At 64.9% G+C, this 25,273-nt stretch carries 19 protein-coding genes and 1 pseudogene; 7 read left to right on the forward strand and 13 right to left on the reverse strand.

The features are described 5' to 3' along the window. Positions 1-18 precede the first annotated feature (18 nt). The 3 genes from CIW53_RS00565 to CIW53_RS00575 all read right to left on the reverse strand — a co-directional run bounded on the left by CIW53_RS00565 (position 19) and on the right by CIW53_RS00575 (position 3,801). The gene (locus CIW53_RS00565) at positions 19-1,599 is read right to left on the reverse strand and encodes a peptidase S10 (RefSeq protein ID WP_149362761.1); all 1,581 of its coding nucleotides are present in this window, start codon (positions 1,597-1,599) and stop codon (positions 19-21) included. 16 nt (positions 1,600-1,615) lie between these two features. Next, complete coding sequence (locus tag CIW53_RS00570) at positions 1,616-3,166, reverse strand: peptidase S10 (protein WP_149362762.1); 1,551 nt, start codon at positions 3,164-3,166, stop codon at positions 1,616-1,618. 140 nt (positions 3,167-3,306) lie between these two features. Then, on the reverse strand, positions 3,307-3,801 hold the full coding sequence (locus CIW53_RS00575; protein WP_149362763.1) for an Lrp/AsnC family transcriptional regulator: 495 nt from the start codon (positions 3,799-3,801) through the stop codon (positions 3,307-3,309). 136 nt (positions 3,802-3,937) lie between these two features. Here CIW53_RS00575 and CIW53_RS00580 point away from each other — a divergent pair, with 136 nt between their 5' ends. Beyond that, positions 3,938-4,867, forward strand: coding sequence for a DMT family transporter (locus CIW53_RS00580; RefSeq protein ID WP_149362764.1), 930 nt, complete (start codon positions 3,938-3,940; stop codon positions 4,865-4,867). Between the two features lie 10 nt (positions 4,868-4,877). Then, a complete protein-coding gene (locus tag CIW53_RS00585; RefSeq protein WP_149362765.1) occupies positions 4,878-5,177 on the forward strand; it encodes a cupin domain-containing protein in 300 nt (99 codons plus the stop codon). A gap of 6 nt (positions 5,178-5,183) precedes the next feature. Here the strand turns inward: CIW53_RS00585 and CIW53_RS00590 are convergent, their stop codons facing one another. From CIW53_RS00590 to CIW53_RS00625, 8 genes are all read right to left on the reverse strand, one after another. After that, a complete protein-coding gene (locus CIW53_RS00590; RefSeq protein ID WP_149362766.1) occupies positions 5,184-5,801 on the reverse strand; it encodes an FmdE family protein in 618 nt (205 codons plus the stop codon). A 13-nt stretch (positions 5,802-5,814) separates the two neighbouring features. Continuing rightward, positions 5,815-6,081: a DUF2249 domain-containing protein gene (locus CIW53_RS00595; protein WP_149362767.1), complete on the reverse strand. Its 267-nt coding sequence runs from the start codon at positions 6,079-6,081 to the stop codon at positions 5,815-5,817. Between the two features lie 81 nt (positions 6,082-6,162). After that, a complete protein-coding gene (locus CIW53_RS00600) occupies positions 6,163-7,260 on the reverse strand; it encodes an acyltransferase family protein (protein WP_149362768.1) in 1,098 nt (365 codons plus the stop codon). A 140-nt stretch (positions 7,261-7,400) separates the two neighbouring features. Further along, positions 7,401-8,168 carry a bifunctional demethylmenaquinone methyltransferase/2-methoxy-6-polyprenyl-1,4-benzoquinol methylase UbiE gene (gene ubiE / locus CIW53_RS00605; protein ID WP_149362769.1) on the reverse strand — a complete coding sequence of 256 codons (768 nt, stop codon included), beginning with the start codon at positions 8,166-8,168 and terminating at the stop codon, positions 7,401-7,403. Positions 8,169-8,284: 116 nt separating this feature from the next. Next, positions 8,285-9,643 (reverse strand): amidohydrolase family protein, encoded by a 1,359-nt coding sequence (locus CIW53_RS00610; protein WP_149362770.1) that lies wholly within the window; start codon positions 9,641-9,643, stop codon positions 8,285-8,287. Positions 9,644-9,748: 105 nt separating this feature from the next. Beyond that, positions 9,749-12,448, reverse strand: a complete 2,700-nt coding sequence (gene plsB / locus CIW53_RS00615) for a glycerol-3-phosphate 1-O-acyltransferase PlsB (protein ID WP_149362771.1) — start codon at positions 12,446-12,448, stop codon at positions 9,749-9,751. A 25-nt stretch (positions 12,449-12,473) separates the two neighbouring features. Continuing rightward, a complete protein-coding gene (locus CIW53_RS00620; protein WP_149362772.1) occupies positions 12,474-13,400 on the reverse strand; it encodes a hypothetical protein in 927 nt (308 codons plus the stop codon). 297 nt (positions 13,401-13,697) lie between these two features. Beyond that, the gene (locus CIW53_RS00625; RefSeq protein ID WP_149362773.1) at positions 13,698-14,594 is read right to left on the reverse strand and encodes an HAD family acid phosphatase; all 897 of its coding nucleotides are present in this window, start codon (positions 14,592-14,594) and stop codon (positions 13,698-13,700) included. 133 nt (positions 14,595-14,727) lie between these two features. Between CIW53_RS00625 and CIW53_RS00630 the strand changes: the two genes are divergently transcribed. Together CIW53_RS00630 and CIW53_RS18020 are read left to right on the forward strand one after the other, a co-directional pair. Continuing rightward, a complete protein-coding gene (locus tag CIW53_RS00630) occupies positions 14,728-15,759 on the forward strand; it encodes an AI-2E family transporter (protein ID WP_149362774.1) in 1,032 nt (343 codons plus the stop codon). 237 nt (positions 15,760-15,996) lie between these two features. Beyond that, complete coding sequence (locus CIW53_RS18020) at positions 15,997-18,843, forward strand: TonB-dependent receptor (RefSeq protein WP_149362775.1); 2,847 nt, start codon at positions 15,997-15,999, stop codon at positions 18,841-18,843. Positions 18,844-18,994: 151 nt separating this feature from the next. Here CIW53_RS18020 and CIW53_RS00640 read toward each other — a convergent pair whose 3' ends face one another. Next, complete coding sequence (locus CIW53_RS00640) at positions 18,995-20,581, reverse strand: sulfotransferase (protein ID WP_149362776.1); 1,587 nt, start codon at positions 20,579-20,581, stop codon at positions 18,995-18,997. A gap of 184 nt (positions 20,582-20,765) precedes the next feature. Here CIW53_RS00640 and CIW53_RS17835 point away from each other — a divergent pair. Further along, a pseudogene (locus CIW53_RS17835) lies at positions 20,766-20,852 on the forward strand (hypothetical protein); the annotation flags it as partial. A gap of 191 nt (positions 20,853-21,043) precedes the next feature. On the opposite strand, the gene CIW53_RS00650 reads toward CIW53_RS17835, so the two are convergent. Next, entirely contained in the window at positions 21,044-23,026 is a 1,983-nt protein-coding gene (locus CIW53_RS00650) for a UvrD-helicase domain-containing protein (RefSeq protein ID WP_149362777.1), read from the reverse strand. Between the two features lie 123 nt (positions 23,027-23,149). On the opposite strand from CIW53_RS00650, the gene CIW53_RS00655 reads away from it, so the two are divergent. Together CIW53_RS00655 and CIW53_RS00660 are read left to right on the forward strand one after the other, a co-directional pair. After that, a complete protein-coding gene (locus CIW53_RS00655; RefSeq protein ID WP_242451725.1) occupies positions 23,150-24,490 on the forward strand; it encodes an NAD(P)/FAD-dependent oxidoreductase in 1,341 nt (446 codons plus the stop codon). A gap of 119 nt (positions 24,491-24,609) precedes the next feature. Then, positions 24,610-25,242, forward strand: a complete 633-nt coding sequence (locus CIW53_RS00660) for a thymidine kinase (protein ID WP_149362778.1) — start codon at positions 24,610-24,612, stop codon at positions 25,240-25,242. The last annotated feature ends 31 nt before the right edge of the window (positions 25,243-25,273 follow it).

Genomic DNA, 25,273 nt, shown 5'->3' on the forward strand with positions numbered 1-25,273 from the left:
AGTCGGGAATCACGGGAATCAGGAGCGTGGGGCCGCCTCGTCGTAGAAGCGGGCCAGGTCCGCCTTGACCTGCTTCAGGGCGTCCACATCGAAATAGATCATATGCCCGGACGGATAGAAACCGTATTCGATGTTCTTGCTGATCGCCGGGTCCAGGCCGAGGTGGCCGAGGTCGAACTCGGTCGCGTAGAACGGCGTGGCCAGGTCGTAGTAGCCGTTGGCGGAGAACACCTTCAGGTGCGGGTTGTGGCGCATCGTCTCGGCCAGGTCGGTGCCGACGTACGGGCTGGACAGGAAGCCGTGGGAATCCTTGCGCTTCCAGTCCCAGCCGCGGTTGATCACGCCGTAGTTGTTGGGCAGGTAGGCGCGATCCTCGTCGAATTTCAACTGGGTGTCGGCGTACTGGTTGAACGCGGCCAGGTAGGCACCGGTGGCGGCGTCGCTGGCGGCATCGCCATCGGGCGTCTCGCCGGCGGCATCCGGATCGATGCCCTCGAAACGGCCGTCCAGACGGCCAACGGTACGACGCTGGTCACGCAACAGTTCCTTGCGGAAACGGCTGGGACCGATGCGCAGGTTGGCATCCTTGATGTAGCTCGGCGACAGGCCGATGTACTGACTGAGCTGGTTGGCGATGCGGTCGGCCTCGGCCGGCGTGATCGCGTCGCCCTTGGCCAGCGCGAGCGTGTAGTCGGTGCTGGCGAACTGGCGCACCTTGGCCAGGAAGCTGGCGATGTCGGCCGGCTTGTTGGGCACCTTGTCGTGGTACCAGGCGATCGCCGCCTCGCTGGGCAGGTTGACGATGTAGGCGTGGTCGACGCCGGTGCTGGCCCACACGTTGAAGTCGAGGATCGAGGACATCAGCACGATGCCGTTGAGCTCCATGCCCTGTTCCTGCAGCACCTTGGCCAGCACCGCCGAGCGGGTGGTGCCGTAGCTCTCGCCGAACAGGAACTTCGGCGAGTTCCAGCGATGGTTGTCGCCGACGTAGCGGGTGATGAACTTCGCGAACGCGGCGGCATCCTGGTCGACGCCGTAGTAGTCCTTGCCCTTGGCTGCGCCGACCAGTTGCGACCAGCCGGTGCCGGGCGCGTCGATGAAGACCAGGTCGGTCTTGTCGAGCAGGCTGTATTCGTTGGGCACGGTGTCGTAGGGCGGCGGCGGGATCGGCTGGTCGCCGCGGTTGGCGACCCTCACCGGACCGAACGATCCCATGTGCAGCCACATCGTGGAGGAGCCGGGGCCGCCGTTGTACATGAAGGTCACCGGCCGCTTGCCGGCCTTGCCGTCGTCGACCCCGCCTTTGTCGAGGGTGTACGCCACGTAGAACATGCTGACGGTTGGCTTGCCTTTGTCGTCCTTGATCAACAAGGTGCCGGCGGTGGCCTTGTAGGCGATCGCGCGGCCGTCGATGCGCACGCTGTGCTTGCTGACGACGCTGCGTTCGGGCGGGATCGGCAGCTCGTCCTTCTTGCTGTCCTTGTCCGCCTGCGCGGTCTTGGCAGCGTCCTTGGGGGTGTCGTCGTCGGCGTGGACGGGGCTGCCGATCACCAGCAACAAGGCGAGCGCGAACGGGGCGAGCAGGGGTGAGGTACGCATGTCGGTGGGCTCCGTGTCAGCGCTGCGGGGCAGCGTGGTCGTAGAACGTCGAGAGGTCGGTCTTGAGGTGATCCAGCGCCTCGGGGTTGAGATAGATCATGTGCCCGGACGGGTAGTAGACGAACTGCAGGTTGCCGCGCAATGACGGGTCCAGGTTCATGTGCGCCAGGTCGTACTCGGTGATGAAGAACGGCGTGGCGAAGTCGTAGTAGCCGTTGACCGAGAGCACCTTGAGGTTCGGGTTGGTACGCATCGCATGGGCCAGGTCACCGGCGACGTACGCCAGCGGCAGCGGCCGGCGCGAGTCGGGCGCCTTGTGTTTCCAGTCCCAGTTCTTGTTGATCTCGCCGTAGGTCGGGCGATAGTCCAGGTCGCTGTGATAGTTGAGCTGCTTGTCGAGGTAATCGTGGAACGCGCTGACGAAGGCGCCGCTGATGCCGGTGTCGGAGGGATCGTACTCGGGACGCTCGCCGGCCGCGTCGGGGTCGGTGCCGGTGAAGCGCGCGTCGTAGCGGCCGAGGATGAGGCGCTGGTCGCGCAGCAGTTCCTTGCGGAAGCGGCTCGGATTGACGCGCAGGTCGGCGTCCTTGATGTATTGCGCCGACAGGCCGGTATAGGCAGCCATCTGGGTGGCGATCGCGTCGACCTGGGCGGCCGGGAGGTTCTGTCCCTGCGCCAGCGCGGCGGCATACGGGCCGGACGCCCAGGCGCGTACCTGGTCGAGGAAGCCCTTCAGGTCGGCCGGCTTGTTCGGGATCTTGTCGTGGTACCACGCGGCAGCGGCGTAGCTGGGCAGGTAGCCGATCGAACTCTCGTCATAGCCGGGAATGCGGATGCCGTAGTTGAGGATCGAGGACATCAGGATCACGCCGTTGAACGCCATGCCCTTGTCCTGCAGCGCATCGACCAGCGCGGCGGAACGGGTGGTGCCGTAGCTTTCGCCGTACAGGAATTTCGGCGAGTTCCAGCGGTGGTTGACGCTGACATAGCGCTCGATGGCACGGGCGAATGCGGAGACGTCCTGGTCGACCCCCCAGAAATCCTTGCCGGTGGCCTTGCCGATGGGCCGCGAGTAACCGGCGCCGACCGCATCGACGAAGACCAGGTCGGTCTTGTCGAGCAGGCTGTCGTTGTTCGGCACCAACTGGTAGGGAGCCGGCCCGGTCGCAGCGGGGCTGGCGGTCTTGATCCGCATCGGCGCGAACGAACCCATGTGCAGCCACACGCTGGAGGAGCCGGGGCCGCCGTTGTACAGGAAGGTCACCGGCCGGTGGCTGGCGGCGGCGCCGTCCAGCGTATAGGCCACGTAGAACACGCTGGCCTGTGGCTGGTTCTTGTCGTCGCGGATGATCAGCGTGCCGGCGGTGGCGGTGTACTTGAGCGTGTGGCCGTTGATGCTGGCGCTGTGTTCGGTGCGTACGGTCTTTTCGGTGGCCGGCGGCTTGGCCTCGGCGGCATCGGCATGCTTGTCGGCCTTGCTGGCCGCCGGGGCCTTGTCGGCATGGACGGGAACCAGTGGTGCAAGCGCGAACGTGCCGGCCAGCAGCAGGGAAATCAGGTGACGCATGGGTAGCCCCTTTCGACGAACCAGTATCGGAGTATGCAGGCGCAGGCGCAGCCGCGACCGTGACAAAAGTACTGGACGGAATTTGGACGTCTAAATACGCGGGCGCATGCTGGCGTTCGGCAACGGCATCCCGGTTTCGCTCAATCGCGCGACATCGCGGTCGCCGCATTCCACATCGCGTGGGTCAGCGGGCGGTGCTCGTGCGGGGTTTGAAACACGATCTGGGTGGTGGTGCTGTTGCTGGCGCCGACCTTCAGTATGCGGTCGAGCACCGACTCCAGGTGGCTGATCGACATCGCCACCACGTGCAGCAGGGCCGAGTCCTCGCCGGCCAGACGACGGCATTCGAGCACTTCGGGGATGCCCTCGACCAGCGCGCCGATGCGCGCGCAGGTGATGCCGTCGCAGCGCAGCCGCACCATCGCGCTGATGCCGTAGCCGAGCCGCTTCGGGTTGATCGTGGCGCGGTAACCGGTGATCACGCCGGCCTCTTCCAGCCGTTTCACGCGCTCGGCTACCGCCGGCGCGGACAGGCGCACCTTGCGGCCGAGCTCGGCGTAGCCCAGGCGCGCGTCGCGTTGCAGCGCCTCCAGCAACTGCCAGTCCTTGCCGTCCAGTTCGGGTTGCTCGTGCACCTTCGATTCCAAGGCAGGATCACTCGTTGCTTGTTTCGATCGTCGGCGAAACATCATGAAGACGATGCGGTGCATTATTCACCGGCACGCGCGGCAAGACTAGGATGCGCACTTCCCCGCCTTGGAATCCGTCCCCATGGATACCGTTGAACGTCTCGATGGCCGCGCCCTGATCGCCATCGCGATTGCCCTGATCACCTGGTCGTCGGCGTATGCCGCGATTGCCTATGCATTGCCGTCGTTCACGCCCGGCGAGGTCGCGTGCGCGCGACTGCTGATCGGCTCGTTGTGTTTCGCCGTGCTGTTGATGGTGAAGCGGGTGCCGCTGCCGGCGCGGCGCGACTGGCCGTTGCTGGCCCTGCTCGGCGTGCTCGGCCTGACCGTGTACCACCTGTGCCTGAATTACGCCGAGACGCGGATCGCCAGCGGTACCGCTTCGATCCTGATTTCGCTGGTGCCGGCGGCGACGGCAGCCGTATCCGCGCTATGGATCGGCGAGCGGTTGACGCTGCGCACCTGGATCGGCCTGGCGATTGCGCTGGTCGGCACCGTGCTGGTGGTGCTGGCCAGCGGGCAGCGGGTGGAGGTCGATCCGAAGGCGTTGCTGGTGCTGGTTTGCGTGGCCGTGTCGGCGATCTTCTTCGTCGGCCAGAAGGCGCTGTTCGCGCGCAACAGCATGCTCGGCGTCACCGCGTTCGCGTTTTTCGCCGGCACATTGGCGGCGCTGCCGTTTGGCTGGCACCTGCCGCAGGCGCTCGCGCTGGCGCCATGGCCGCGCATCGGCGCGCTGCTGTGGCTGGGCATCGCGCCGACCTTCGTCGGTTATCTCGCCTGGAACATGGCGGTGAATCGCGCCTCGGCGTCGCGGGTCAGCAGCTTCATCTATCTGTCGCCGCCGATCGCATTGCTGATCGGCTGGCTGTGGCTGCACGAGGTGCCGAACGCGCTGATCCTGGTCGGCGGTGCGATCACCATCGGTGGCGTGGTGCTGGCGAACGCACGGCGGCGCGTCGCGCCAATATCGGTCGCACCGGTCGCACCGGTCGAGGCGTGCGAGCGATGCTGAAGGACGCGTGATGGATCATCTTTTCGACCTGGCACGGCAGGCCGCGCAGCTGGAACATTCCTGGCGGTCGAAGCGGCTGGCACGCGTCGGCGATGCCAACCTCAAGCTGATGCGCATGGATGCGCAAGCCTACCCCGAGGAAACGCATGCATGCGCGGAGGGTCTGCTGGTGCTCGATGGCGAATTGCACCTGGACGTGGCGGGCGACGTAGTCGCCGTGGCCGCGGGACAGCTTTACGTGGTGCCGGCCGGCGTGCCGCATGCGGTGCGGCCGGGCAGCACCGGAACCCTGCTGATCATCGACGGCTGAACGTGCTCAGTTGAGGCGGGTCAGCCGCAGCACCATGGGGTCATCGGCGTGGTCCAGCAGCAGACGTTGCACGCGGCCCTGCCATGCCTGCGCCAGTGCCGCGCGTTGCGAGGGCGTGGCGGTGGGGCTGAGCGCCGCACCCATCAACTCGCGCAGGTTGGCCGGTGCCGGCAGCGTGGTCAGGTCCAGCTCCACGCTGACCGCGATGCCGTTGTCGCGCCGACGGAACTGCACCGTCGAGGTGGTGCATGGTCGGTCCGAGAACGTCAGCAGCGACTGCCGCACGAAATGCCCGCCAATGCCATGGAAGCCGTTGTCGCCGGCGGCACCGGTGATCAGCGTGAGCACTTGTGCGATCACGCCGGTGACGCCTTCGTCGGCGGCCTGGGACATGTGCACGAGGACGTCGCCGCGCTCGGCGACCCGGTCCGGGTACAGCGCCCGCAGCGCGGCACGGGCCATCAGGTAGCTGCCGGCCACGGTGGGGCATGAGTGGCCGGCCAGCCGTACCGCATCGATGTAGCGGTATTCCAGCATGCCGTCGTCGGTGGCGCCGAGGAAAGCCGCCAGCGGATCGTGCAGTGTGATGCGTGGGGCCTGGTCGTAAAACGCGGGGTAGTTCACGAGCAGTCTCGACTCACTCGACCGGCAGGCCGCTGATGCCGAAGTCGATCACGATCGCGCCGGGATCGCGCTGGCGGTAGGTCACCGACAGGTGGTCGCCGAGGCGCTCGCGCAGCTGGGCGATCAGCGGGATCGGATCGTGGTCGTTGACGAAGCGCATCGTCTCGCCCGAACGCAGCACGCCGATCGCGCCGAAGATCGCCGAGTGGCGGAAGCGCCGCGCCACTCCACGCGCGTCGAAGGTGTGGACGTTCGGTTCGGTGGCGACTTCGATGGACATGTGCGGGGACTCGTGGCGAAAGATGATTCAAGATACGCCGCGCATCGCCAGCGGCCCATGATCTGGATCATTCGATCCGGATCAGCCGAACATCCAGCGCGTCAGCCCCGAGGATTGGCGTGATGTGCGTACCGTATCCGCATGCCCGGGCGTCGGGCGCCGGGGTGGATGGCGTTCGGGGTTGTCGGTGGCCGGCGACAGCAGCCAGCCGAAATCCAGCAGCGGGCGAACCAGTGGTGCGGCCCTGGTCAGCAGGCAAGCCAGCGCGGTGCCGCCGGTGATCGCGATGCCCAGACGCCATGCCGGCGGAAGTTGTTGCAGACTCGCCCACAAACCCCACGCCGTCGCGGCATTGATCAACAGGCCGTGCAGCAGATACACGGCAAGGCTTTGTCGCCCCATCGCGGTCAGCACGCTGGTCCGGCGCGGCACCAGCCGCAGCACCGCCCACACGCCGAACGCCGATGCGGTCAGCAGGCCGGCGCGTCGAAAGCCGCCCCACGCGCCGGGATAGGCAACGCTGCCATACAGCCAGACCGGATCGAGATCGCGGATCGACCATGCCAGTGCGGCCAGCAGGAGCAGGGCGACCACGGCGGCGATGCGCGGCCCGCGCAGGTCGTCGAGGCCGAAGCGATGACCGGCGATGAAGAACGGCAGGAAAACCAGGGTGCGCGACAGACTGAACGGATAGCCGATGTCACCGGCGTAGCCGGCCAGCAGCGCGATCGCGCTCGCGACCAGAAGTGGCCGGCCCAGCGCCAGCATCGGCGGCAGCATCACGCGCCAGCATGCAAGGCTGGCCAGGTACCAGAGCAGCCAGTACGGCACGGTGATGCGGTACGTGAACGCATCGTGCAGCAGCCACGCGTTCCAGGCCTGGTAGATCGCCTGGAACACCAGCAACGGAACGACCAGCGTGCACAGCCAGCGCAGTCCCTGGCGGGTGTCGAACCGGGCACGCGCGAGCGAGCCGGACAAGTAGACGAAAGCGGGAATGTGGAACAGGTAGATGAAGTGGTAGGCCGCCTTCAGCAACGGCGAGTGGCCGCGCAGCGCGCCCATGCCATGGCCGATCACGACCAGCGCGATGAGCACGAACCTGGCGTTGTCGACCTGCGGGTTTCTCGTGCGCAGGGCAGGTTGGTCGATGGCTTGTGGCGGAGACGAGATGCTCATGAAGGCCCTCTGCGCCGGCAAGGGAGGGCATCCGGTCATCGGCCGCGAAGATGGGTGCAAGGCCGGCGGTTGCACCGCGGCGGCGGTCGCTCGACTTCAGGCGAGCGACGAATTGCCGGAAAGAGGTTCGAGCTTGCGGGTCAGAGCTTGTATGCGCGGTGAATCGCCACGATGCCGTTGCTGAGATTGCGCACTTCGACGCGGCCGAAGCCGGCGCGTTCCATCATGCCCTTCAGGGTTTCCTGATCGGGATGCTTGCGGATCGATTCGACAAGGTACTGGTAGCTGTCGGCATCGCCGGCGAACAGCTGGCCAAGCCTGGGCAGGATCTTGAACGAATGGAAATCGTAAAGCTTGCTGAACAGCTCGCTGCGCACCTTGGAGAATTCCAGCACCAGCGCGCGGCCGCCGGGCTTGAGCACGCGGCAGATGTCGGCCAGCGCGGCGTCCTTGTCGGTGACGTTGCGCAAGCCGAACGCCATCGTCACCGCATCGAAACTGTTGTCGGGGAACGGCAGGCATTCGGCGTTGAGCTGGGCCCAGCGCAGGCCGGACACCAGGCCGCGGTCGGTCATGCGATCGCGCCCGACGCCGAGCATGGCGGCGTTGATGTCGCCGACCACCACCTCGCCTGATTCGCCCACTACGGGCTTGAGCAGCGCGGCGATGTCGCCGGTGCCGCCGGCCAGGTCCAGCACGCGGTCGCCGCGGCGCACGCCGCTGACCGCCACGAAGTGGCGCTTCCACAAGCGGTGGATGCCGAACGACATCAGGTCGTTCATCAGGTCGTAGCTGCGCGCGACCGAGGTGAACACCTCGCCGACCAGCTTCTGCTTGTCGCCGACCGGCACGTCGCGGAAGCCGAAGTGCGTGGTCGAATTCGCGGAGGTCTTGGGCTGCTCGTTCATGGAGGCAATGCTACAGGATCGAGTACCCGTCACGCTTCGCGATTCCCGGTGGGAGCGGCTTCAGCCGCGATGCTTCGGGCCGACCAGAGGCATCGGGGCTGAGCCCCCACAGGCTTTCACTGCAGCGTGGCTTTGCCGGCTTCCTTGTAGATCACGCCGTCCTTCATCACGAAGCTGACGTGCTGCATGATGGTGATGTCGTCCAGCGGATTGCCGGGCACGGCGATCACGTCGGCGCCGCGGCCGACCGCGATCCGGCCGAGCTGGTCCTGCTTGTGCAGCAGTTCGGCGGCGTGCGTGGTGGCGGCCTGCAGCACGAACATCGGCGGCATGCCGGCCTGCACCATGTACTCGAATTCCTTCGCGTTCTGGCCGTGCGGATAGACCGCCGCGTCGGTGCCGAAGGCGATCTTGACGCCGGCCTTGTAGGCGCGGCCGGCGGTCGCCTGGATGATCGGGCCGACTTCCTTCGCCTTGCGCGCAACCTGCGGCGGGTAGTAGCCGGGGGTGGCGGCCATCTGTTCGACGTACTTGCCGGCGATGATGGTGGGCACGTACCAGGTGCCGTGCTCCTTCATCAGCTTCATGTCTTCGGCGTTCATGAAGGTGCCGTGTTCGATCGAGTCGACACCGCCGATGATGGCGCGGCGGATCGCCTCGGCACCGTGCGCATGCGCGGCGACGGTGAAGCCGTAGTCGTGCGCGGCAGCGACGATCGCCTTGATTTCGTCGAGCGTCATCTGCGGGTTGTCCGCGCTGGCGCTTTCGTCGAGCACGCCGCCGGAGGGCATGATCTTGATCAGGTCGGCACCGTCCTTGTAGTGCTGGCGCACGGCTTTCCACGCATCCTGCGGACTGTTGATGATGCCGTCCTTCGGGCCGGGGTCGCCGGCCAGATCCATGCGGTAGCCGTCAGTGGGATCGGCATGGCCGCCGGTGGTTCCGATTGCCTTGCCGGCGGTGAAAATGCGCGGACCGGGCACGATGCCGGCATTGATCGCGTTGCGCAGCGCGATCGACTCGTTGTTGCCATCGGCAAGGTTGCGCACCGTGGTGAAGCCGGCCAGCAGCGTGCGGCGGGCGTAGACGGTGGAGCGGATCGCGTAGTCGGCGGTGTTCCAGTGGAACTGGTCGGCGTAGCCGGTCGGGCTGGTTTCGAAGGTGAGATGGGTGTGGCTGTCGATCAGGCCAGGCAGGCAGGTGGCGTCGGGCAGGTCGACGTACTGGAACGAGCCGCCGGCCCTGGCCGCGGCATCCTTGTACGGCGCGATGTCCACGCTGCCGGCGTGCAACTCCTTGATGCGGCCGGCGTCGACGATCACCGTGGTCTCGCCGAGCATCTTGCCCGCTGCCGTGTCGAGCAGGCGCGCGCAATGCAGCACGCTGACGTCGTGGCGGGCCGGTGCATCGGTGGCCAGGGCGGCGACGGGCAGCGACAAAGTCAGGGCGAGGGCAAGTACGCGACGAACAACCATCGGGAAGCTTCCGGCAGGGAGGTCGTTCATCATAGGCAGGCCCTGCCGCCAGCGTCACCCGTGACGTATGGCACGGGGCGGGAGTCACGCGAACGGTGTCGGCGGTCAGGGCGGCGGCGGGCCATCCGCATCGGCTGGCGCTGCCTCATGGGCATGCGCGTGTTGTTCGGCATCGACGTGGCGCCGGTGCAGGTCCGAACTGGAGGCGTCGGCCGGCAGGTGATCCGCGACGCATGCGTCCGTGCCCGGGAGCTTCGCCGCTTCGCTCCCGCCGGTGAGCGCATCCGGCGCGTCGTCGCCGGCGGCGGATTCCTTGTCGCCGCCGCCGGGCGTGATCTTGAGGATCGAGTGACGCACTTCGCGCGACAGGATCACCCGGGCGTCGCGCACCATGCCTTCGAGCGCGGTGTCGTAATCGAGCTTGCCGGCCTCGTCGGTCCATACCACGCGACGCTCTCGCAACTTCTGGATGAAGCCGCGGAACAGCGCCTTGTCGAAGAATTCCGGCGCGGACAGCTCGTTGAGCAGGCTGAGCCGTTGCGCGGTCAATGTGCAGGCATTCTCCAATTCAGCGCCGGTCAGCGTGTGCGGACCGTTCTTGGCCAGCGCGGCGATGGTGATGTAGTAGCGCTCGAAGGCCTGGATCAGGCTGCGCGCGATCACCTTGAGCTGGAACGCGCTGTCTTCCTGGCCGGCGCTGCGCTCCAGCGTGCGACCGTCGTTGATCGATTCGAGCAGGCCGCGCTGGACGAAGAAATCGATGGTCGCCTGCATCTGTTCGACGAAGCCGTCGTCGTCCCACGGCAGGAACAGCTCGCCCTGGATGAATGGGTAGATGATCCGCCCCAGCCGCAGCACCGAGGCACGCGACATGCGCCGGTTGTTGAGGAAGCAGCACGCCACCCACGCGGCGGTGGCGGTGAGGTGCAGCACGTTGTTGCGGAAATAGCTGAGCAGTACCGCCTGCTCGCCGCTGGCGCTCAGTACGTCGCCGAGCGGATGCTGCACGCGCTGGATCCAGCCCATCTGCTCGCCATAGGCGATGATCGATGCCGGGTTCATCGGTGTCAGCGTAACGCGGTCCGAATACGGCAGTTCTTCCAGCAGCGCCTTGTCCAGATCGAGCTGGGCCAGCAGGTCGCTCTCGGCCATCGCGTGCTTCGGCGTGGCCAGCAGCGCCAGCGCGAGCAGGTTGATCGGATTGACGTCGGCGGCGCGGTTGATGTTGATGTTGATGCGTTCGGCCAGGTCGTCGACCATGCCGCGCAACCATTCCGGCTTGGCGTCCGGATCGGTGCTGGTGCTGCGCCAGTCGGCGCTGGCCGCATCCAGCAGCGGGTTCAGCTCGATCGGCTCGCCGAAGTTCAGGGCAACATGGCCGTAGTGCTGGCGCAGCACCTTCAAGCCGCGCAGCAGGCCGAACAGGGATTCCTTTTCCTTCGGCTTGCCGCTGAGCTCGCCGATGTAACTCTTGCCTTCCATCAGCTTTTCGTAGCCGATGTAGACCGGCTGGAACAGCACCGGCCGGCGTGGCGCGCGCAGGAACGCGCGCACGGTCATCGCCAGGATGCCGGTGCGCGGTGCCAGCAGGCGGCCGGTGCGCGAACGGGTGCCCTCGGTGAAGTATTCGATCGGTACGCCGCGGTCGATCAGCTGCGCCAGGTATTCCTTGAACACCACCGAATACAGCGGCGTGCCGGTGAAGCTGCGACGCATGAAGAACGCGCCGCCGCGCCGCAGTATCGGGCCGATCAACGGCAGGTCGAGATTCACGCCTGCGGCGATGTGCGGCACCACCACGCCGGAGACGTGCAACTGATAGCTCATCAGCAGGTAGTCGGCATGGCTGCGGTGGCTGGGCACGTAGACGACTTCGTAGCCGGGCGCGGCGGCGCGGGCCTTGTCGAAGTGGTGCATGGTGATGCCGTCGTACAGCTTGTTCCAGAAGTTCGACAGCAGGAACGACACCGAGCGCACCACCGGGTGCGAATAGTCGGCGGCGATCTCCAGCACCATCTTGTGCGCCTTGCGCCAGGCCTTGGCGTGGCTGATCTTTTCCTTGGCGGCGCTGGCGGCGATGGCCGCACGCACCGGTTCGGCGTTCAGCACCGCGTCGACCACGGTGCGTCGATGCGACAGATCCGGCCCGACCACCGCGGCGCGGATGCGGTGGAAGTGGGTGCGCAGGACCCGCGCGATCTTGCGTGCGAAGCGCTCAGGGGTGATCTGGCCCGATTCGTCCAGCACGCTGCGCAGCGACACCGGTGCGGAGAAGTGCACGACGGTGTCGCGTCCGTTCAGCAGCAGCGCCAGCAACCGGCGGAAGCGGCCGACCATCACCCAGTTTTCCGAGAACAGCACGCGAAACCAGCCGCTGTCGCGGGTCGGCGCGCGGCCGACGTAGATCGACACCGGCACGATCTGGATGTCGCGATCGGGCATGCCTTCGAGCGAACGCACCAGTTGCCGCAACGGCTCGTTCGGCGTGCGCTTGCGATTGCGGCCGAGCAGCCGGCCGTCGCGGCGAGCCAGCGCGAATACCGAACGCCGGCGGCGGGTGCCAGCCAGTGGCTGCATCGGGTTGGGCAGGCCGGCTTCGCGACAGGCGCGCTGCAGGATCAGCGCATCGGAGAAACCATCGCGCTCGATTACGTAGCAGACCGGCACGCCGGCCTGCAGCAAGGCGGCCGGTTCGGCCGGGTCGCGGCGGATGCGTACCCAGGGCTGCAGCAGCTGGCCGGCCAGATTGAACCACCAGGGCGCGCGTGAGCGGACGCTGGGGTTCGTGGTGGAATGAGTGGGCATCTGCCTATTCTAGCGTTTGCGGCGTTCAGTCTTTCGCCGCGCCGGCGGCGACTGCGGCACTGGTGCTGCTGGCTGGCGGCTGGCTCAACTGCTGGTGCGAGCGGCGCACGTTGGCCAGCATGTCTTCGTTGTACCAGCGGCCATCCTGCTGCACCAGCGTCGATTCGGCCGACAGCGGCTTGCCGAGCAGGGTGTAGTCGATCTTCACCACGGCGCGGCCGTCACTGCTGGAAACGGGGGTGAGCTTGATCGAATCGAACGTGTCGTCGAGCGACAGCCCGTAGATCGCCAGCAACTGCTTGAGGCCGATGTAGCCGGTCGAGTATTTGCCCATGGCGGCGTCGAAATCCATCGCGCGCAGCTGTTCCGGACTCTTCAGATCCAGCTTGCGCGCCGTCGCCACCGCCACGCCGATCGCCTGGCGGGCCTTGGCCTGGTCGAACCACGGTGCCTGCTGCGCCCACGGCGCGAGTACGTCGAGCACACCGCCGGCCTGGGCTTTCTGCGCATCGGTCAGCTTGGGATTCCGGGCGAGGCTGTTCTTCACCAGCGCCTCGCCTACGCCGATCAATACCGGTAGTTGGTCCGAGTACTTCTGTTCCATCGCAGCCAGCTTGGGTTGGAGCTTGGCGTACAGCTTGTTCTCCGCATCCGGCGCGGTGAATTCATGCACTTGTTCGTCGAATGTGGCGCGGTCTTCGGCGCTGACCGATGGGCGGTTCGGGTCGTGCCGGTTCCAGTCGGCGCGCATGTTGGCGTAGTCGGCCGGGGGCAGCGCGTGTTTCCAGAGACCGTTGAGGTCGCCGGCCTTGAGCAGCTCGACCGAACTCCGTATCGCCGCCTCGGGCGTGCTCCCGCCTGGCTGGGTCGGATCGTCCTTGCCATGGCAGGCGCTCAACAGCAACACGGCGAACAACGGCAACAAGGCGTGACGAAGGGAGGATGGACGCATGGGAAAGTTTCTCGTGCTGGGCGATGGCGGGGCGAAAGCACGCCGCATCGCCTGGGTGATCGCGCAGCGTAAGGGCCTCGGCAACATCGAAACAAGGGCGGGACCCAAGTTTTTGCGAGGCCGAAAAAGAAAACCCCGCGGGCTTGCGCCTCACGGGGAAATCCGGCGAAGCCGGAAGGAAATGGCCTTGCCTGCAGGATGTTGGTCAGCAGGTGTTGGCAGATGAAATATTACTTGTTCGTTAAAGTTAAGGCAACACCTTTGTTCTATGTCCTAACTTATTGTTTTGATTGAATGTCAATGATAGCGAAGTGCGTCGATCTTTTGCTGGCGCCGTATTTCGAGCGGCGCGCTCCAGTCATTGTTGAACAACGCCGGTTCCCACGAGCCGTAGGTCGTGTTCGGCAGCACGAACCAGCGCGAGCCAATCCAGCCCATATAAGGTGCGATGGCCTTGCGGCGGCCGGTGGCGTTGTTCGCCAGGACCGTCACGAAGTCGCCGATCTGGTCGCCGAACTGCATCAACACGCGATACTTGCGGCTGATCCGCTGGCGCCGGCAACCTTTCTCGGTGCCGATCTGCTCGCAGCCTTCGACAAACGTGCCCAGGCCGAGGAAGGCCTCCGGACCGGACACCGGCAGGCCGACCTTGCGCAGGTTCGCCAGAGTGGCCTGATCCAGATCCTTGGCGCGATTGGAGATGTAGATCACCGCGATGCCATGCTGGGCCGCGAACTGGGTGAACTCGACCGCGCCCGGCAGCGCCCGGGCGGCTTCCTCCTTGCACCAGGCCGCCCAATCGGCCTCGTTGTATTGGCCGCCGCTGCGGACCAGACGGGCCTGGTAGGGCGAGTTGTCCAGCACGGTTTCATCGATATCCAGCACCACCGCAGGCGGCAGGTCGTTGCCTGGTACGGCGCGGTCGTTCGTCGGCAGGGCGTTCCAGTTCCGATCCTTTGCTGCGGCCAGCAGGCGCGCCTGGGCGTCGCGATAGGTCTGCAGGTAGATCAGGTCGTGCTCGATCGCGGTCTGGCTCCATGCGACGGCGTTGAGGTTGTCGTCCGCGGCGGCACCCGGCGATGGCGGGGGAACGGTCGCCGCGGCAGCAGTCACCTCGGCGGGTCGGGAGGGCGTGCCGGCGCAACCGGCGAGCAGGGCTAACGCGAGCAAGCTCGTGGACAGGCGAAGTGACATGCAGAAATCCCGGACAAGATGAATCGAAACGATGGCCGGAGTTTACGACAGCGCAAAGACAGCGCCGGTGGGGCTGGTCGCCGGCGCCGGCCGTCTGACAGACTGGCGACCCCGCCGTCAAGGTTTCGCCCGCATGGATTCATCCCCGTTCATCCCGCGCGCATCCTCGCCGGCCATTCGCTACGTGAGTTACCTGCTGACGGCGGTGGCCTTGTGGCTGGTCATCGACATCCACCTGTTGCCGGCCCTGCTGGCCGGTTTGCTGGTCTACGAACTGGTGCAGGCGATGGCGCCGCTGCTCGGCAAGCGCATCTCCGGCGAGCGTGCGCGCGTCGTGGTGGTGGCCCTGCTCGGTGCGATCGTGGTGGGCCTGTTGCTCGCGCTGGTACTGGGCGCCATCAGCCTGTTTCGCAGTGAAATCGGTAATCCCGAACTGCTCTGGCAGCAGCAGTTGATGCCGCTGGTGGAAAAGGCGCGCGAACAGCTGCCGGCGATCCTGGTCAACAACCTGCCCGACAGCGTCAACGACCTGCGGGTGGGCACGATCGAACTGGCGCGCAAGCATGCCGGCACCCTGCAGGTGGCCGGCAAGGGCGCCGTACGGGGGTTCGTGCACATCATCATCGGCCTCGTGCTGGGGGCGATCGTCGCGCTCAGCCGCACTCGCCCGGCGCACCAGGTCGGACCGCTGGCCGCGGCGCTGGGCCTGCGCTGCGAGCGTCTGGCCGAAGCGTTCCACAGCATCGTGTTCGCGCAGATCAAGATCTCGCTGATCAATACCCTGTTCACCGCCATCTTCCTGCTCGGCGTGCTGCCGCTGCTGGGCATCCATGTACCCCTGTCCAAGACCTTGGTGGCGCTGACCTTCGTCGTCGGCCTGCTGCCGGTAGTTGGCAATCTGCTCTCCAACACCGCCGTCACCATCGCCGCCTTGTCGGTCTCGCTCGGCGTCGGTCTCGCTGCGCTCGGCTTTCTGGTGCTGATCCACAAGCTCGAATATTTCCTCAACGCGCGCATCGTCGGTGTCCAGATTCACGCCCGCGCCTGGGAGCTGCTGATCGCCATGTTGCTGATGGAGGCCGCTTTCGGTCTTCCCGGCGTGATCGCCGCACCTGTTTATTACGCGTACCTCAAAAGAGAGCTGGAAGTCGAAAACCTGATATGACAGCCAATCACGGCGCGATACGTACGGGTATGGCGTTGCAAGAACGTGCGATTAATGTGAAGAAATCGTTGCAAGCATTTTGCGGACCGTGTTAGAACTGACCCGGTCATGAATCGACCAGACCGGCAAGGACATGTGCTGGTTCACGCATCCCGGATGCGGGTTCGTGCCGATCGCCCAGCCATGGAAAGTGGCCGGTTCACAAAAAATTGCGAAAAACTCTGAGGGGAGTTCCCAGTGATCAAGTCAAAAATTGCAGTCGCCGTCGTGGCGGCGTTGGCGTTCGGCTATACCTCTGCGTACGCGCAGTCGGCCCCGACGGATGCGTCCCAGCAGAGCGCCGACCAGGCGCCGGACAGCACCAAGGTCAAGAAGCTCGAGGCGGTCACCGTGACCGGCTCGCTGATTCCGCAGACCGAGATCGAAACGGCCACGCCAACCATCACGATCACCGCGCAGGAAATGAAGGCCCGCGGCTTCACTACCGTCGCCGAGGCGCTGCAGCAGTCCTCGTTCGCCACGGGAAGCGTACAGGGGTCGGCGACTTCGGCATCGTTCACCCAGGGCGCGCAGACGCTCAGCATGTTCGGCCTGCCGGTGGGTTTCGTGAAATACCTCATCGACGGTCGTCCGATGGGCAACTTCCCGGGCCTGTACAACGGCAGCGATGCATTCAACAACCTCAGCGGCATTCCGATGGACATGGTCGAGCGCATCGACGTCCTTCCGGGCGGCCAGTCCTCCCTGTACGGTTCGGACGCGATCGCCGGCGTCATCAATATCATCCTGAAAAAGCATATCGACGCGCCGACCATCGACGTGCGTTATGGCTGGCACAAGGATGGCGGTGGTGCGACCCGTCGCATTAGCCTGGCCGACGGCTTCAGTGCCGGCAAATTCAACGCGTTGCTCGGCGTGCAGTTCGAGAAGACCCAGCCGATCTGGGGTACCGATCGCAGCCTGACCAGGCAGTTCTTCACCGAAGGAACCAGCGCACCGATCGCCTCACGCGACTATCTGGTCAACAGCGGCACCGGCGCAGGCTACCTGTTCCTCGATCCGGCCAACTGCAGCAATGTCACCGGCCAGTTCCACGGCACCGAGGCCAAGCAGCATCGAGCCGGCTCGGGCGACTACTGCGGCTCGTTCACCACCCCCGGCTACAAGACGATCACCAACGATGACAAGACCGCCAATCTCTACGCGCACACCACGTTTGACGTAAGCGACAACCTTCAGTTGTACGGCGACGTGTTGTACAACTACGAAGAGCAGAAGTACGCGGTCGGTTCCAACTACACCTGGTGGGGTACTTCGGTCGACTACGGCTACATCTACGATCCGAACCTGGATGACTTCGTGAACCTGCAGCGCGCGTTTTCCCCGGAAGACGTCGGTGGCAGCTATCGGTCGATCATGAACAAGCAGATCGAGAATTCCTATCTGGTCACGTTGGGCGGCAAAGGTACCTTCGGCCAGTCGAACTGGGATTACGACCTGGGGTTCTCGCATTCCGACGACAAGTTGCTGAACCATGATTTCCAGCGCTTCGCTGCCCCGATCGATGCGTATTTCGAATCGCATGTAATGGGCCCGCAGCTGCCGGGGCCGAACGGCGACGGTCTTGACCCGTATTACGGTGCCTACCCCATTTTCGCCCCGAACTATGCAGCGTTCTACCAGCCGATGTCGAAGGCCGACTTCGACAGTTTCACCGGTTTCACCGATACCCGCAGCAAAACGTGGGACAACATGGTCCGCGGCCAGCTGACCAACGCCTCGCTGTTCTCGGTGCCGGGCGGCGACGCCGGTATCGCGGTGGTGGTCGAAGGTGGCAATCAGGGTTGGGACTACACGCCCGATCCGCGTCTGCTCAACGGCGAAGTGTGGGGTACCACGTCCGTACAGGGTGGCGGTCACCGCTCACGCTTTGCGACCACGGCCGAATTGAAGGTACCTCTGCTGAGCCAGTTGACGCTGGATGCGTCCGGCCGTTATGACAGCTACAAGGTCGCCGGCGGCACGGTGAGCCACAAGACCTACAATCTGGCTCTCGAATACCGCCCGTTCGAATCGCTGTTGTTGCGCGGTCGTTACGGCACCGCTTTCAAGATCCCGACCCTGGCCGATGAATTCCAGGGCCTGAGCGGCTATTACAGCCAAGTTACCGACTATCTCAACTGCGGCCGTCTGGGCTTCAGCGGTGCCAATATCGACGCCTGCCCGAGCAAGTACAACGCCGTGCAGTTCTTCGGCCAGCAAGCCGGCAGCCCGACGCTGCAGCCGATCACCGCCAAGGTGTGGAGCTACGGCTTCGTGTGGGCACCGATGGCGCAGATGTCGTTCAGCGTGGATTACCTGCACTGGGACATCAACAACGAGGTCAACACGGAAAGTGCCGATGGCTTGTCGAATACCGAGTATCTGTGTGAAATCGGCACGCTCGACATGAACTCGCCGACCTGTCAGAACGCGTTCTCCAAGATCACCCGCGGCACCTCGACCAATCCGGCCTTGCTTGGCGACATCAAGCAGATCTATACCCCGAAAGTCAACGTGTCCAACGAGCAGGTCAATGCGATCACGGCCGACTTCGGCTATGCGCATGATATCGGCGCATTCGGCAAGTTGGCGTTCCACACCTCCTACAGCGACGTGCTCAAGCACACGGTGCAGTCGTACCCGAACGACCCGGTGGTGGATGTTCTGCGTAATCCGAACTGGAGCACGGACTTCAAGACCAAGCTCAACGCGTCGCTGACCTGGAGTCTGGACAAATGGAGTGTCACGGCTTATGGCAACCGTTATGGCCGGACGCCGAATTACTTGGCCAGCCAGGTTGGCAACTACACCGCCAAAGGTACCGGAAAGCTTCCTGCTTGGACCCTCTACAACGCCAGCGTGACCTATAACCCGGTACCCGCTCTTGGATTGTCCTTGCTGGTCAACAACCTGTTCAACAAGATGCCGCCGATGGACCACAGCTATCCCGGCAGTTCCAGCAATCCGTACAACAGCTCGAACTACAACGTTTACGGTCGTGCCATGTACATCGAGGCGAACTACAAGTTCGGCGTCAAGTAAGTACTTCAGCCTGACCTGAGTGACACGGAAAACGGCCCCGCTTCGGCGGGGTCGTTTTCTTTTGGCTGAGTGCATGGCATCCACGCTGCCTTTTCCGGCTTCCTGTAGGGCGGTGGGCAGAGATGACCTCAAGGCGACTGAGGCAGATACGTTAGGGCGTGAGCTTGATACCAGCGGCGATCAACAAATCCCGCAACGGCTTCAACTGCGACTCGTATTTCTTCCAGCGCCCCAGCGATCTGCGATTGATGCGTTCGCGAACCTGCACGGCACTGGCCGTGGCTACCGGTGCGGAGTTGTTCTCGAAACTCAGGCAGTCCTCATGCCACGACAGTCCGCAGAATTCCAGCAGACGACGCGAACTGGCTTCCTGCGAATCCACCAGCGTTTCGTAGTCCAGCACCAGGATGCGACCGGGAAGTACCCGTTGCCAATGTTTGATCAAACGGTCGAACAGGACGTAATACCTGCCGGTGTCGAGCAGGTCGAAGGAATAATCGAAATAGGCGGAATTCGGCGTGAAGAGCTGACGGAAGTTGCTCAGGCAGGTATCCATCGGATTGCGTCGCAGGCAGACGATCCTGGCATTTGGCAAGGCTCTGGCGATGTGTCCGGCATACAGGAAATTGTGCGGCAGCTTGTCGACGAAGCGCGGCTTCTGGCCAGTGGCGGGGCGGGTGCTGGAAAGATAGATCTCGCCTAGCCGGGCCCAGTCGATGTTGCAGGTGCGTTCGATGGTGTCGGCATCGACCAATGCAGGCGTGCGACTGCCGGACATCTGCTTGAGCGCCACGCCGAAGTTCATCAGTTCGCCCACGGACTTCACATCCGGATGACTGGAAATGATCCGCTCCACCAGCGTGGTGCCGGAGCGTGGCATGCCGATGATGAAGATCGGCTCCGCTGACGGATGGCCGTCTGTCGTGGCCACAGGTTCCGGAAAGCAGGTGGTGATGGCGGCAAACAATGCCTCATCACGTTCGATGCAGTAGTCGCGACGTGAGGCGCCCGCCGACTTGCCACGCACCAGATGATCGAACGATCTCGAATAGTCCGCGAGGTCTTCGTATTCCTTGGCAAGTGCCATGTTCAGGGACATCAATGCCTCGGTGTCCGGTGCATTGCGGTCGATCTTCTCCAGCAGAGATTCGAGTCGGTCGACATGATGATGAGCCGGCGTCTGCCGGCGCAGCTGCGCCAGCGTCAAATGGGACAGCCAGTGGCTGGGTTCCAGCGCGAGACAGGCCTCCAGTTCAACCTCCGCCGCATCAATCGCGCCGGCAGCAATCAGCGAGGTGGCCAGGTTGTATCGAAACGGTGCGTGCTGTGGCACCAGCGCTGCGGCCTCGCGAAACATTGTTGCCGCTGAATCGTAGTCGCGCAATTGGGTGTAGATCACACCCAAGGTGTCCAGTGTGGCCGGGTCGCCGGATGCCTGCGTCCGCGCGCGGTCCGCTGCCACTTTGGCCTCTTGGTTCCTGCCGACGCGGGCCAGCACCTTGGCGAAATGGGCGGCGAAGTCGGCCCGCTTCGGTTCCAGTGCAGTTGCCCTGCGCAGACATTCCACGGCAGGCGGGAAATCCCGCAACTCCATGCTCGCAATGCCAGCCATGTAAAGCACTCCAGCATGACGCGACGCCGTCGGCAGCAGTCGCTCGGCCAGCTCCCGGGCCTGCCGCCAAGCGCGCTGGTTGAAGGCGGTTGTCAGCTGCGCATAGAGTTCGGCTGGATCGGACATGAAACTCCAGGTCGTGACGTTGGTTGGGATGGCCGTCAGCGTTGCATCAGGCGGCGACCACTCGATTGCCGGGAGGGTCGGCGCGCGCGAAAACCCGGGTCATTGTACAGCGGCGAAACCGCTCACCCGCCGGCCAGCATCGCGGAGATTTCGCTTCATCCTCAGCGCGCAAGCGATCGTGGTCATGGCGTTTTGCTGCTGGCCGCTGTTGCGCCTGATGGGGCGCGATTACGATGCCGCCGTCACCGAGAGCGGCTTCGTCGGCTTCATGCTGGGCACGACGGCGAACGCCGTGGCGGTGATGAGTTCGCTGACCGAACGCTTCGGCCCCGCGCCGCGTGCCTTGGCGCCTTCCTCATCGACTTCACCAACGCCATCGTCATCACGATCTTCATCAATGGCTGGCGCTGAAGCGGAACGTCGGAGGACAAGCGCTCCGGTTCACGCGTCATGGCAGGCAGTTCAACTGCCCGCCAGCATCGCGGCGATTTTCGCCATGTGCGACTGCGCGGTCTCGCGGGTGACTTCCTTGTCCGCCTCCGGGTCCTTGCCTTGCCAGTGCAGGTCGTCCTGCGGCAGTTCGTGCAGGAAGCGGCTGGGCTGGTTGCGATGGATCTCGCCATAGCGTTTGGTTTGCGCCGACCACGACAGCGTCAGCAGTTCCTTGGCGCGGGTGATGCCGACGTACATCAGGCGGCGTTCCTCGTCGACACGGCCTTCGTCCAGCGCACCCTCGTGCGGCAGGGTGCCGTCCTCGCAGCCGACGATGAAGACGAAGCGGAACTCCAGGCCCTTGGCCGCGTGCAGGGTCATCATGCGCACGGCGTTGCCCGGTTCGTCGCGGTCGGCGTGGCTGAGCAGGGCCAGTTGCGAGGCGAGGTCGCCCGCGCTGTTGCCGCCCTTCTGCATGGCGCGAAACCAGTCGGCGAGTTCCTTCAGGTTGCCCAGCTTGCGCTCGCGTGCGCTGGCGTCGGGCGTGCTGGCCGCGATCTGCGCGGCGTAGCCGGTGCGTTTCAGGATCAGCTCGACCAGGTCGGCCGCGTTCTCGTGCAGCGACGCGCTGCGCAACTCATCGAGCAAATTCGCGAACGATGCCAGTGCGGCGGCCGGGCGTGGGGTGAGCTGGCGCAGCACGCCGTCGCTGCGGGTGGCGTCGAGCAGGGACGAGTGACGTGATTGCGCGATCTGGCCAAGCTTCTCCAGCGTGGTCGCGCCGATCTCGCGTTTCGGCACGTTGACCACGCGCAGGAATGCGGCGTCGTCGCTGGGGTTGGTCAGCAGGCGCAGGTAGCACAGCAGATCCTTCACCTCGGCACGGTCGAGGAAACTCAGCGCGCCGGTGAGGTGATACGGAATCCGTGCCAGGCGCAGCGCCTTCTCCAACGGCCGCGCCTGGAAGTTGCCGCGGTAGAGGATCGCCATGTCGTGCCAGCGCGCCTTGTGCTTCTCCGCCAGGGTGGTGGCGATCGCGGCGACGCGTTCGGCTTCGTGCTCGGCTTCCTTGCATTCCAGCACGCGGATTGGCAAGCCTTCCGGGTGCTCGCTCCACAGCTTCTTCTCGTGCAGGTGCGGGTTGTTGGCAATGAGCTGGTTGGCCGCGCGCAGGATGCGCTTGCCGCAGCGGTAGTTCTGTTCCAGCTTGATCACGCGCAAGGAGGGCCAGTCGCGGCCAAGCTGGTCGATGTTCTCGGGATTGGCGCCGCGCCAGGCGTAGATCGACTGGTCGTCGTCGCCGACGCAGGTGATCCCGCCGCGCTCGCCGGCCAGCACTTTCAGCAGGCGGTATTGCGCGTCGTTGGTGTCCTGGTATTCGTCCACCAGCAGATAGCGCAGGCGCTCGCGCCAGGCATCGCGGCATTCGGCGTCGGCTTCGAGGATGCGCAGCGGCAGCCGGATCAGGTCGTCGAAATCGACCGCATTGAACGCGGCCAGGCGCTGCTGGTACATGTCGTAGATGGTCGCCGCTTCCAGCTCGCGCGGACTGCGCGCGGCGGCGAGTGCTTCCTCCGGCGAAAGCCCGCCGTTCTTCGCGCGACTCAACAGGTTGCGGATGCCGAACAGCACGTCGTTCTTCGCGCCTTTCGGCGACAGCTCCTTGACGATGCCGGCGCTGTCGTCGGCATCCAGTACCGAGAAGCCGCGGCGCAGGCCGGCGCGGGCGTGTTCGATCTGCAGGAATTTCAGCCCCAGCGCGTGGAAGGTGCTGACCGTGAGCGCCGCGGCGTCTTCCGCACTGACCAGCTTGGACACGCGCTCGCGCATCTCCTTCGCCGCCTTGTTGGTGAAGGTGATCGCGGCGATCTTCGACGGTGCCAGCTTGCGGCGCTGGATCAGGTACGCGATCTTCTGGGTGATCACGCTGGTCTTGCCGGAGCCGGCACCGGCGAGCACCAGCAGCGGGCTGTCGCAATGTTCGACGGCGGCCAGTTGTTGCGGATTGAGCATGGATCGAAACAATGCGTGAGGCGGCGGCCGATGGTAACAGAGCTGCTTCAGGCGCCCGCCCGGTCTGCGTCATAATCAGCCGTTGGGGAGCCCGCCGACCTGGTGCGGCCAAAGGAAGGGAACATGCACGATCAGGACATGGCGACAGAGCAGTGCGACGTGGCGGTCATTGGCGGCGGCCCGGGGGGAAGCACGGCGGCGACGTTGCTGGCGCGGCGCGGCTACAAGGTGATCGCGCTGGAAAAGGCGCATCACCCGCGCTTCCACATCGGCGAATCCCTGTTGCCGATGAATCTGCCGGTGCTGGAGCGGCTCGGTGTGCTCGACAAGGTGCGCGCGATGGGGGTTTTCAAGGCGGCCGCGGATTTCGAGGCGGACAACGAGCGCGGCTACAACAACTTTGCGTTTGCCCGCGCGATCGGCAACAGCCCACCACATGCCTACCAGGTGTGGCGGCAGGATTTCGACAAGATGTTGTACGAGCATGCACGCGAATCCGGTGCGGACGCGCGCGAAGGACACGAGGTGGTGAAGGTCGAGCAGGCCGGCCCGCGCGAGACATGGCTCGACGTGCGTACCGACGACGGCCGCAGCTACCGCATCCAGGCGCGCTACGTGGTCGATGCCAGCGGCCGCGATGCGTTGCTGGCATCGAAGAACAAACTACGCCGCAAGAACGACAAGCACCAGAGCGCGGCGGTGTTCGGCCATTTCCGCGGCGCGGAACTGCGCACGGGCGAGGACGCCGGAAACATCAGCATCTACAACTTCGACTACGGCTGGATGTGGATGATCCCGCTGCCCAACGGCGTGATGAGCGTGGGCGCCGTGGCTCGGCCGGAGTACTTCAAGCAGCGCAAGGGCCGCGGCAACGTCGACTTTCTGACCGACACGCTGAAGCTGTGCCCGGCGTTGTGGAAGCGCCTGGCGCATGCCGAGCTGATCGATGGGGAGGTGCGCGTCACCGGCAACTATTCCTACGACTCGGCTCGCATGGGCGGCGTGGGCTGGATCCTGATCGGCGATGCGTTCGCGTTCCTCGATCCGGTGTTTTCCTCCGGCGTGTACCTGGCCACCAGCGGCGCGGAGAAGGCGGTCGAGGTGGTCGATGCCGCGCTGCGCGAGCCGAAGCGCGAGCTGGGCCTGCTGCGCAAGCTGGAGAAGCGCCAGCGCGCGGCGATGGCCCGCTTCTCGTTCTTCATCTACCGCTTCAACGGACCGGTGATGCAGACGATGTTCCGGTCGCCGCGCAACACCTGGCAACTGGAGCAGGGCGTGATCTCGATGCTCGCCGGCGACCTGTTCGACACGCCGCTGGTGCTGCGCAAATTGCGCCTGTTCAAGCTGGTCTACGCGGTCAACGTGCTGCGCGACTGGCGCCGCAGCCGCGTGGAACACAAGTACCGCCTGGCCCAGGCCCGCGCGCAGTTCACCGGCGGCAACACGCCGCTGGACAAGGCCTGACGTGCAGGAGCGCAACCCTGTGCGCGATGTCCTTCGGAAAAGCATCGCGCACAAGGTGCGCTCCTGCGGATAGCCGGTGTCCGCGCTACCATGCACGGTCACGACCCGAATCAGTTCCCATGGCCAAGCTTTATTTCTATTACTCGGCAATGAATGCCGGCAAGACCACCACGCTGCTGCAGAGTGCGTACAACTATCACGAGCGTGGCATGCGCACGCTGATTCTTACCCCGGCGCTGGACGATCGCTACGGCGAAGGCGTGGTCGCCTCGCGCATCGGCCTGAAAGCGAATGCACGGCGGTTCGGCGGTGGGGAAAACTTGCTGGCGCTGGTCCAGGCCGACATTGCCGCGCACGGACCGCTGCACTGCGTGTTCGTCGACGAGGCGCAGTTCCTGACCAAGGCGCAGGTGTGGCAAATCAGCGACGTGGTCGACAAGCTCAATATCCCGGTGCTGGCGTTCGGCCTGCGCACCGATTTTCGCGGGGAACTGTTCGAGGGCAGCCGTTATCTGCTGGCCTGGGCCGACAACCTGGAGGAGATCAAGACGATCTGCCACACCGGGCGCAAGGCGACCATGGTGGTGCGCGTGGATGAACACGGCCGTGCCGTCACCGAGGGCCCGCAGGTTGAGATCGGCGGCAACGACCGCTATGTCTCGGTGAGCCGCGCCGAGTTCAAGAAGATCAGCGAGGGCAGCGGTCGCATCGAATTGCAGCAGTCGGTGTTGCCGCTCGGCGAGAACCGCTGATCAAAAACCGCCGAGCTCGATTCACCCAAGG

This window comes from Rhodanobacter sp. T12-5, assembly GCF_008329435.1.
GTDB lineage: Bacteria > Pseudomonadota > Gammaproteobacteria > Xanthomonadales > Rhodanobacteraceae > Rhodanobacter.

Excerpts from the sequence above, each read along its gene's own strand:
- CIW53_RS00660 (WP_149362778.1), top strand. The coding sequence starts at position 24,610 with ATGGCCAAGCTTTATTTCTATTACTCGGCAATGAATGCCGGCAAGACC.
- CIW53_RS00565 (WP_149362761.1), bottom strand. The coding sequence starts at position 1,599 with ATGCGTACCTCACCCCTGCTCGCCCCGTTCGCGCTCGCCTTGTTGCTG.
- CIW53_RS00655 (WP_242451725.1), top strand. The coding sequence starts at position 23,150 with ATGCACGATCAGGACATGGCGACAGAGCAGTGCGACGTGGCGGTCATT.
- ubiE (WP_149362769.1), bottom strand. The coding sequence starts at position 8,168 with ATGAACGAGCAGCCCAAGACCTCCGCGAATTCGACCACGCACTTCGGC.
- CIW53_RS00610 (WP_149362770.1), bottom strand. The coding sequence starts at position 9,643 with ATGGTTGTTCGTCGCGTACTTGCCCTCGCCCTGACTTTGTCGCTGCCC.
- CIW53_RS00570 (WP_149362762.1), bottom strand. The coding sequence starts at position 3,166 with ATGCGTCACCTGATTTCCCTGCTGCTGGCCGGCACGTTCGCGCTTGCA.
- CIW53_RS00650 (WP_149362777.1), bottom strand. The coding sequence starts at position 23,026 with ATGCTCAATCCGCAACAACTGGCCGCCGTCGAACATTGCGACAGCCCG.
- CIW53_RS00630 (WP_149362774.1), top strand. The coding sequence starts at position 14,728 with ATGGATTCATCCCCGTTCATCCCGCGCGCATCCTCGCCGGCCATTCGC.
- CIW53_RS00620 (WP_149362772.1), bottom strand. The coding sequence starts at position 13,400 with ATGCGTCCATCCTCCCTTCGTCACGCCTTGTTGCCGTTGTTCGCCGTG.
- plsB (WP_149362771.1), bottom strand. The coding sequence starts at position 12,448 with ATGCCCACTCATTCCACCACGAACCCCAGCGTCCGCTCACGCGCGCCC.
- CIW53_RS00600 (WP_149362768.1), bottom strand. The coding sequence starts at position 7,260 with ATGAGCATCTCGTCTCCGCCACAAGCCATCGACCAACCTGCCCTGCGC.
- CIW53_RS00640 (WP_149362776.1), bottom strand. The coding sequence starts at position 20,581 with ATGTCCGATCCAGCCGAACTCTATGCGCAGCTGACAACCGCCTTCAAC.
- CIW53_RS00585 (WP_149362765.1), top strand. The coding sequence starts at position 4,878 with ATGGATCATCTTTTCGACCTGGCACGGCAGGCCGCGCAGCTGGAACAT.
- CIW53_RS00580 (WP_149362764.1), top strand. The coding sequence starts at position 3,938 with ATGGATACCGTTGAACGTCTCGATGGCCGCGCCCTGATCGCCATCGCG.
- CIW53_RS00625 (WP_149362773.1), bottom strand. The coding sequence starts at position 14,594 with ATGTCACTTCGCCTGTCCACGAGCTTGCTCGCGTTAGCCCTGCTCGCC.
- CIW53_RS00595 (WP_149362767.1), bottom strand. The coding sequence starts at position 6,081 with ATGTCCATCGAAGTCGCCACCGAACCGAACGTCCACACCTTCGACGCG.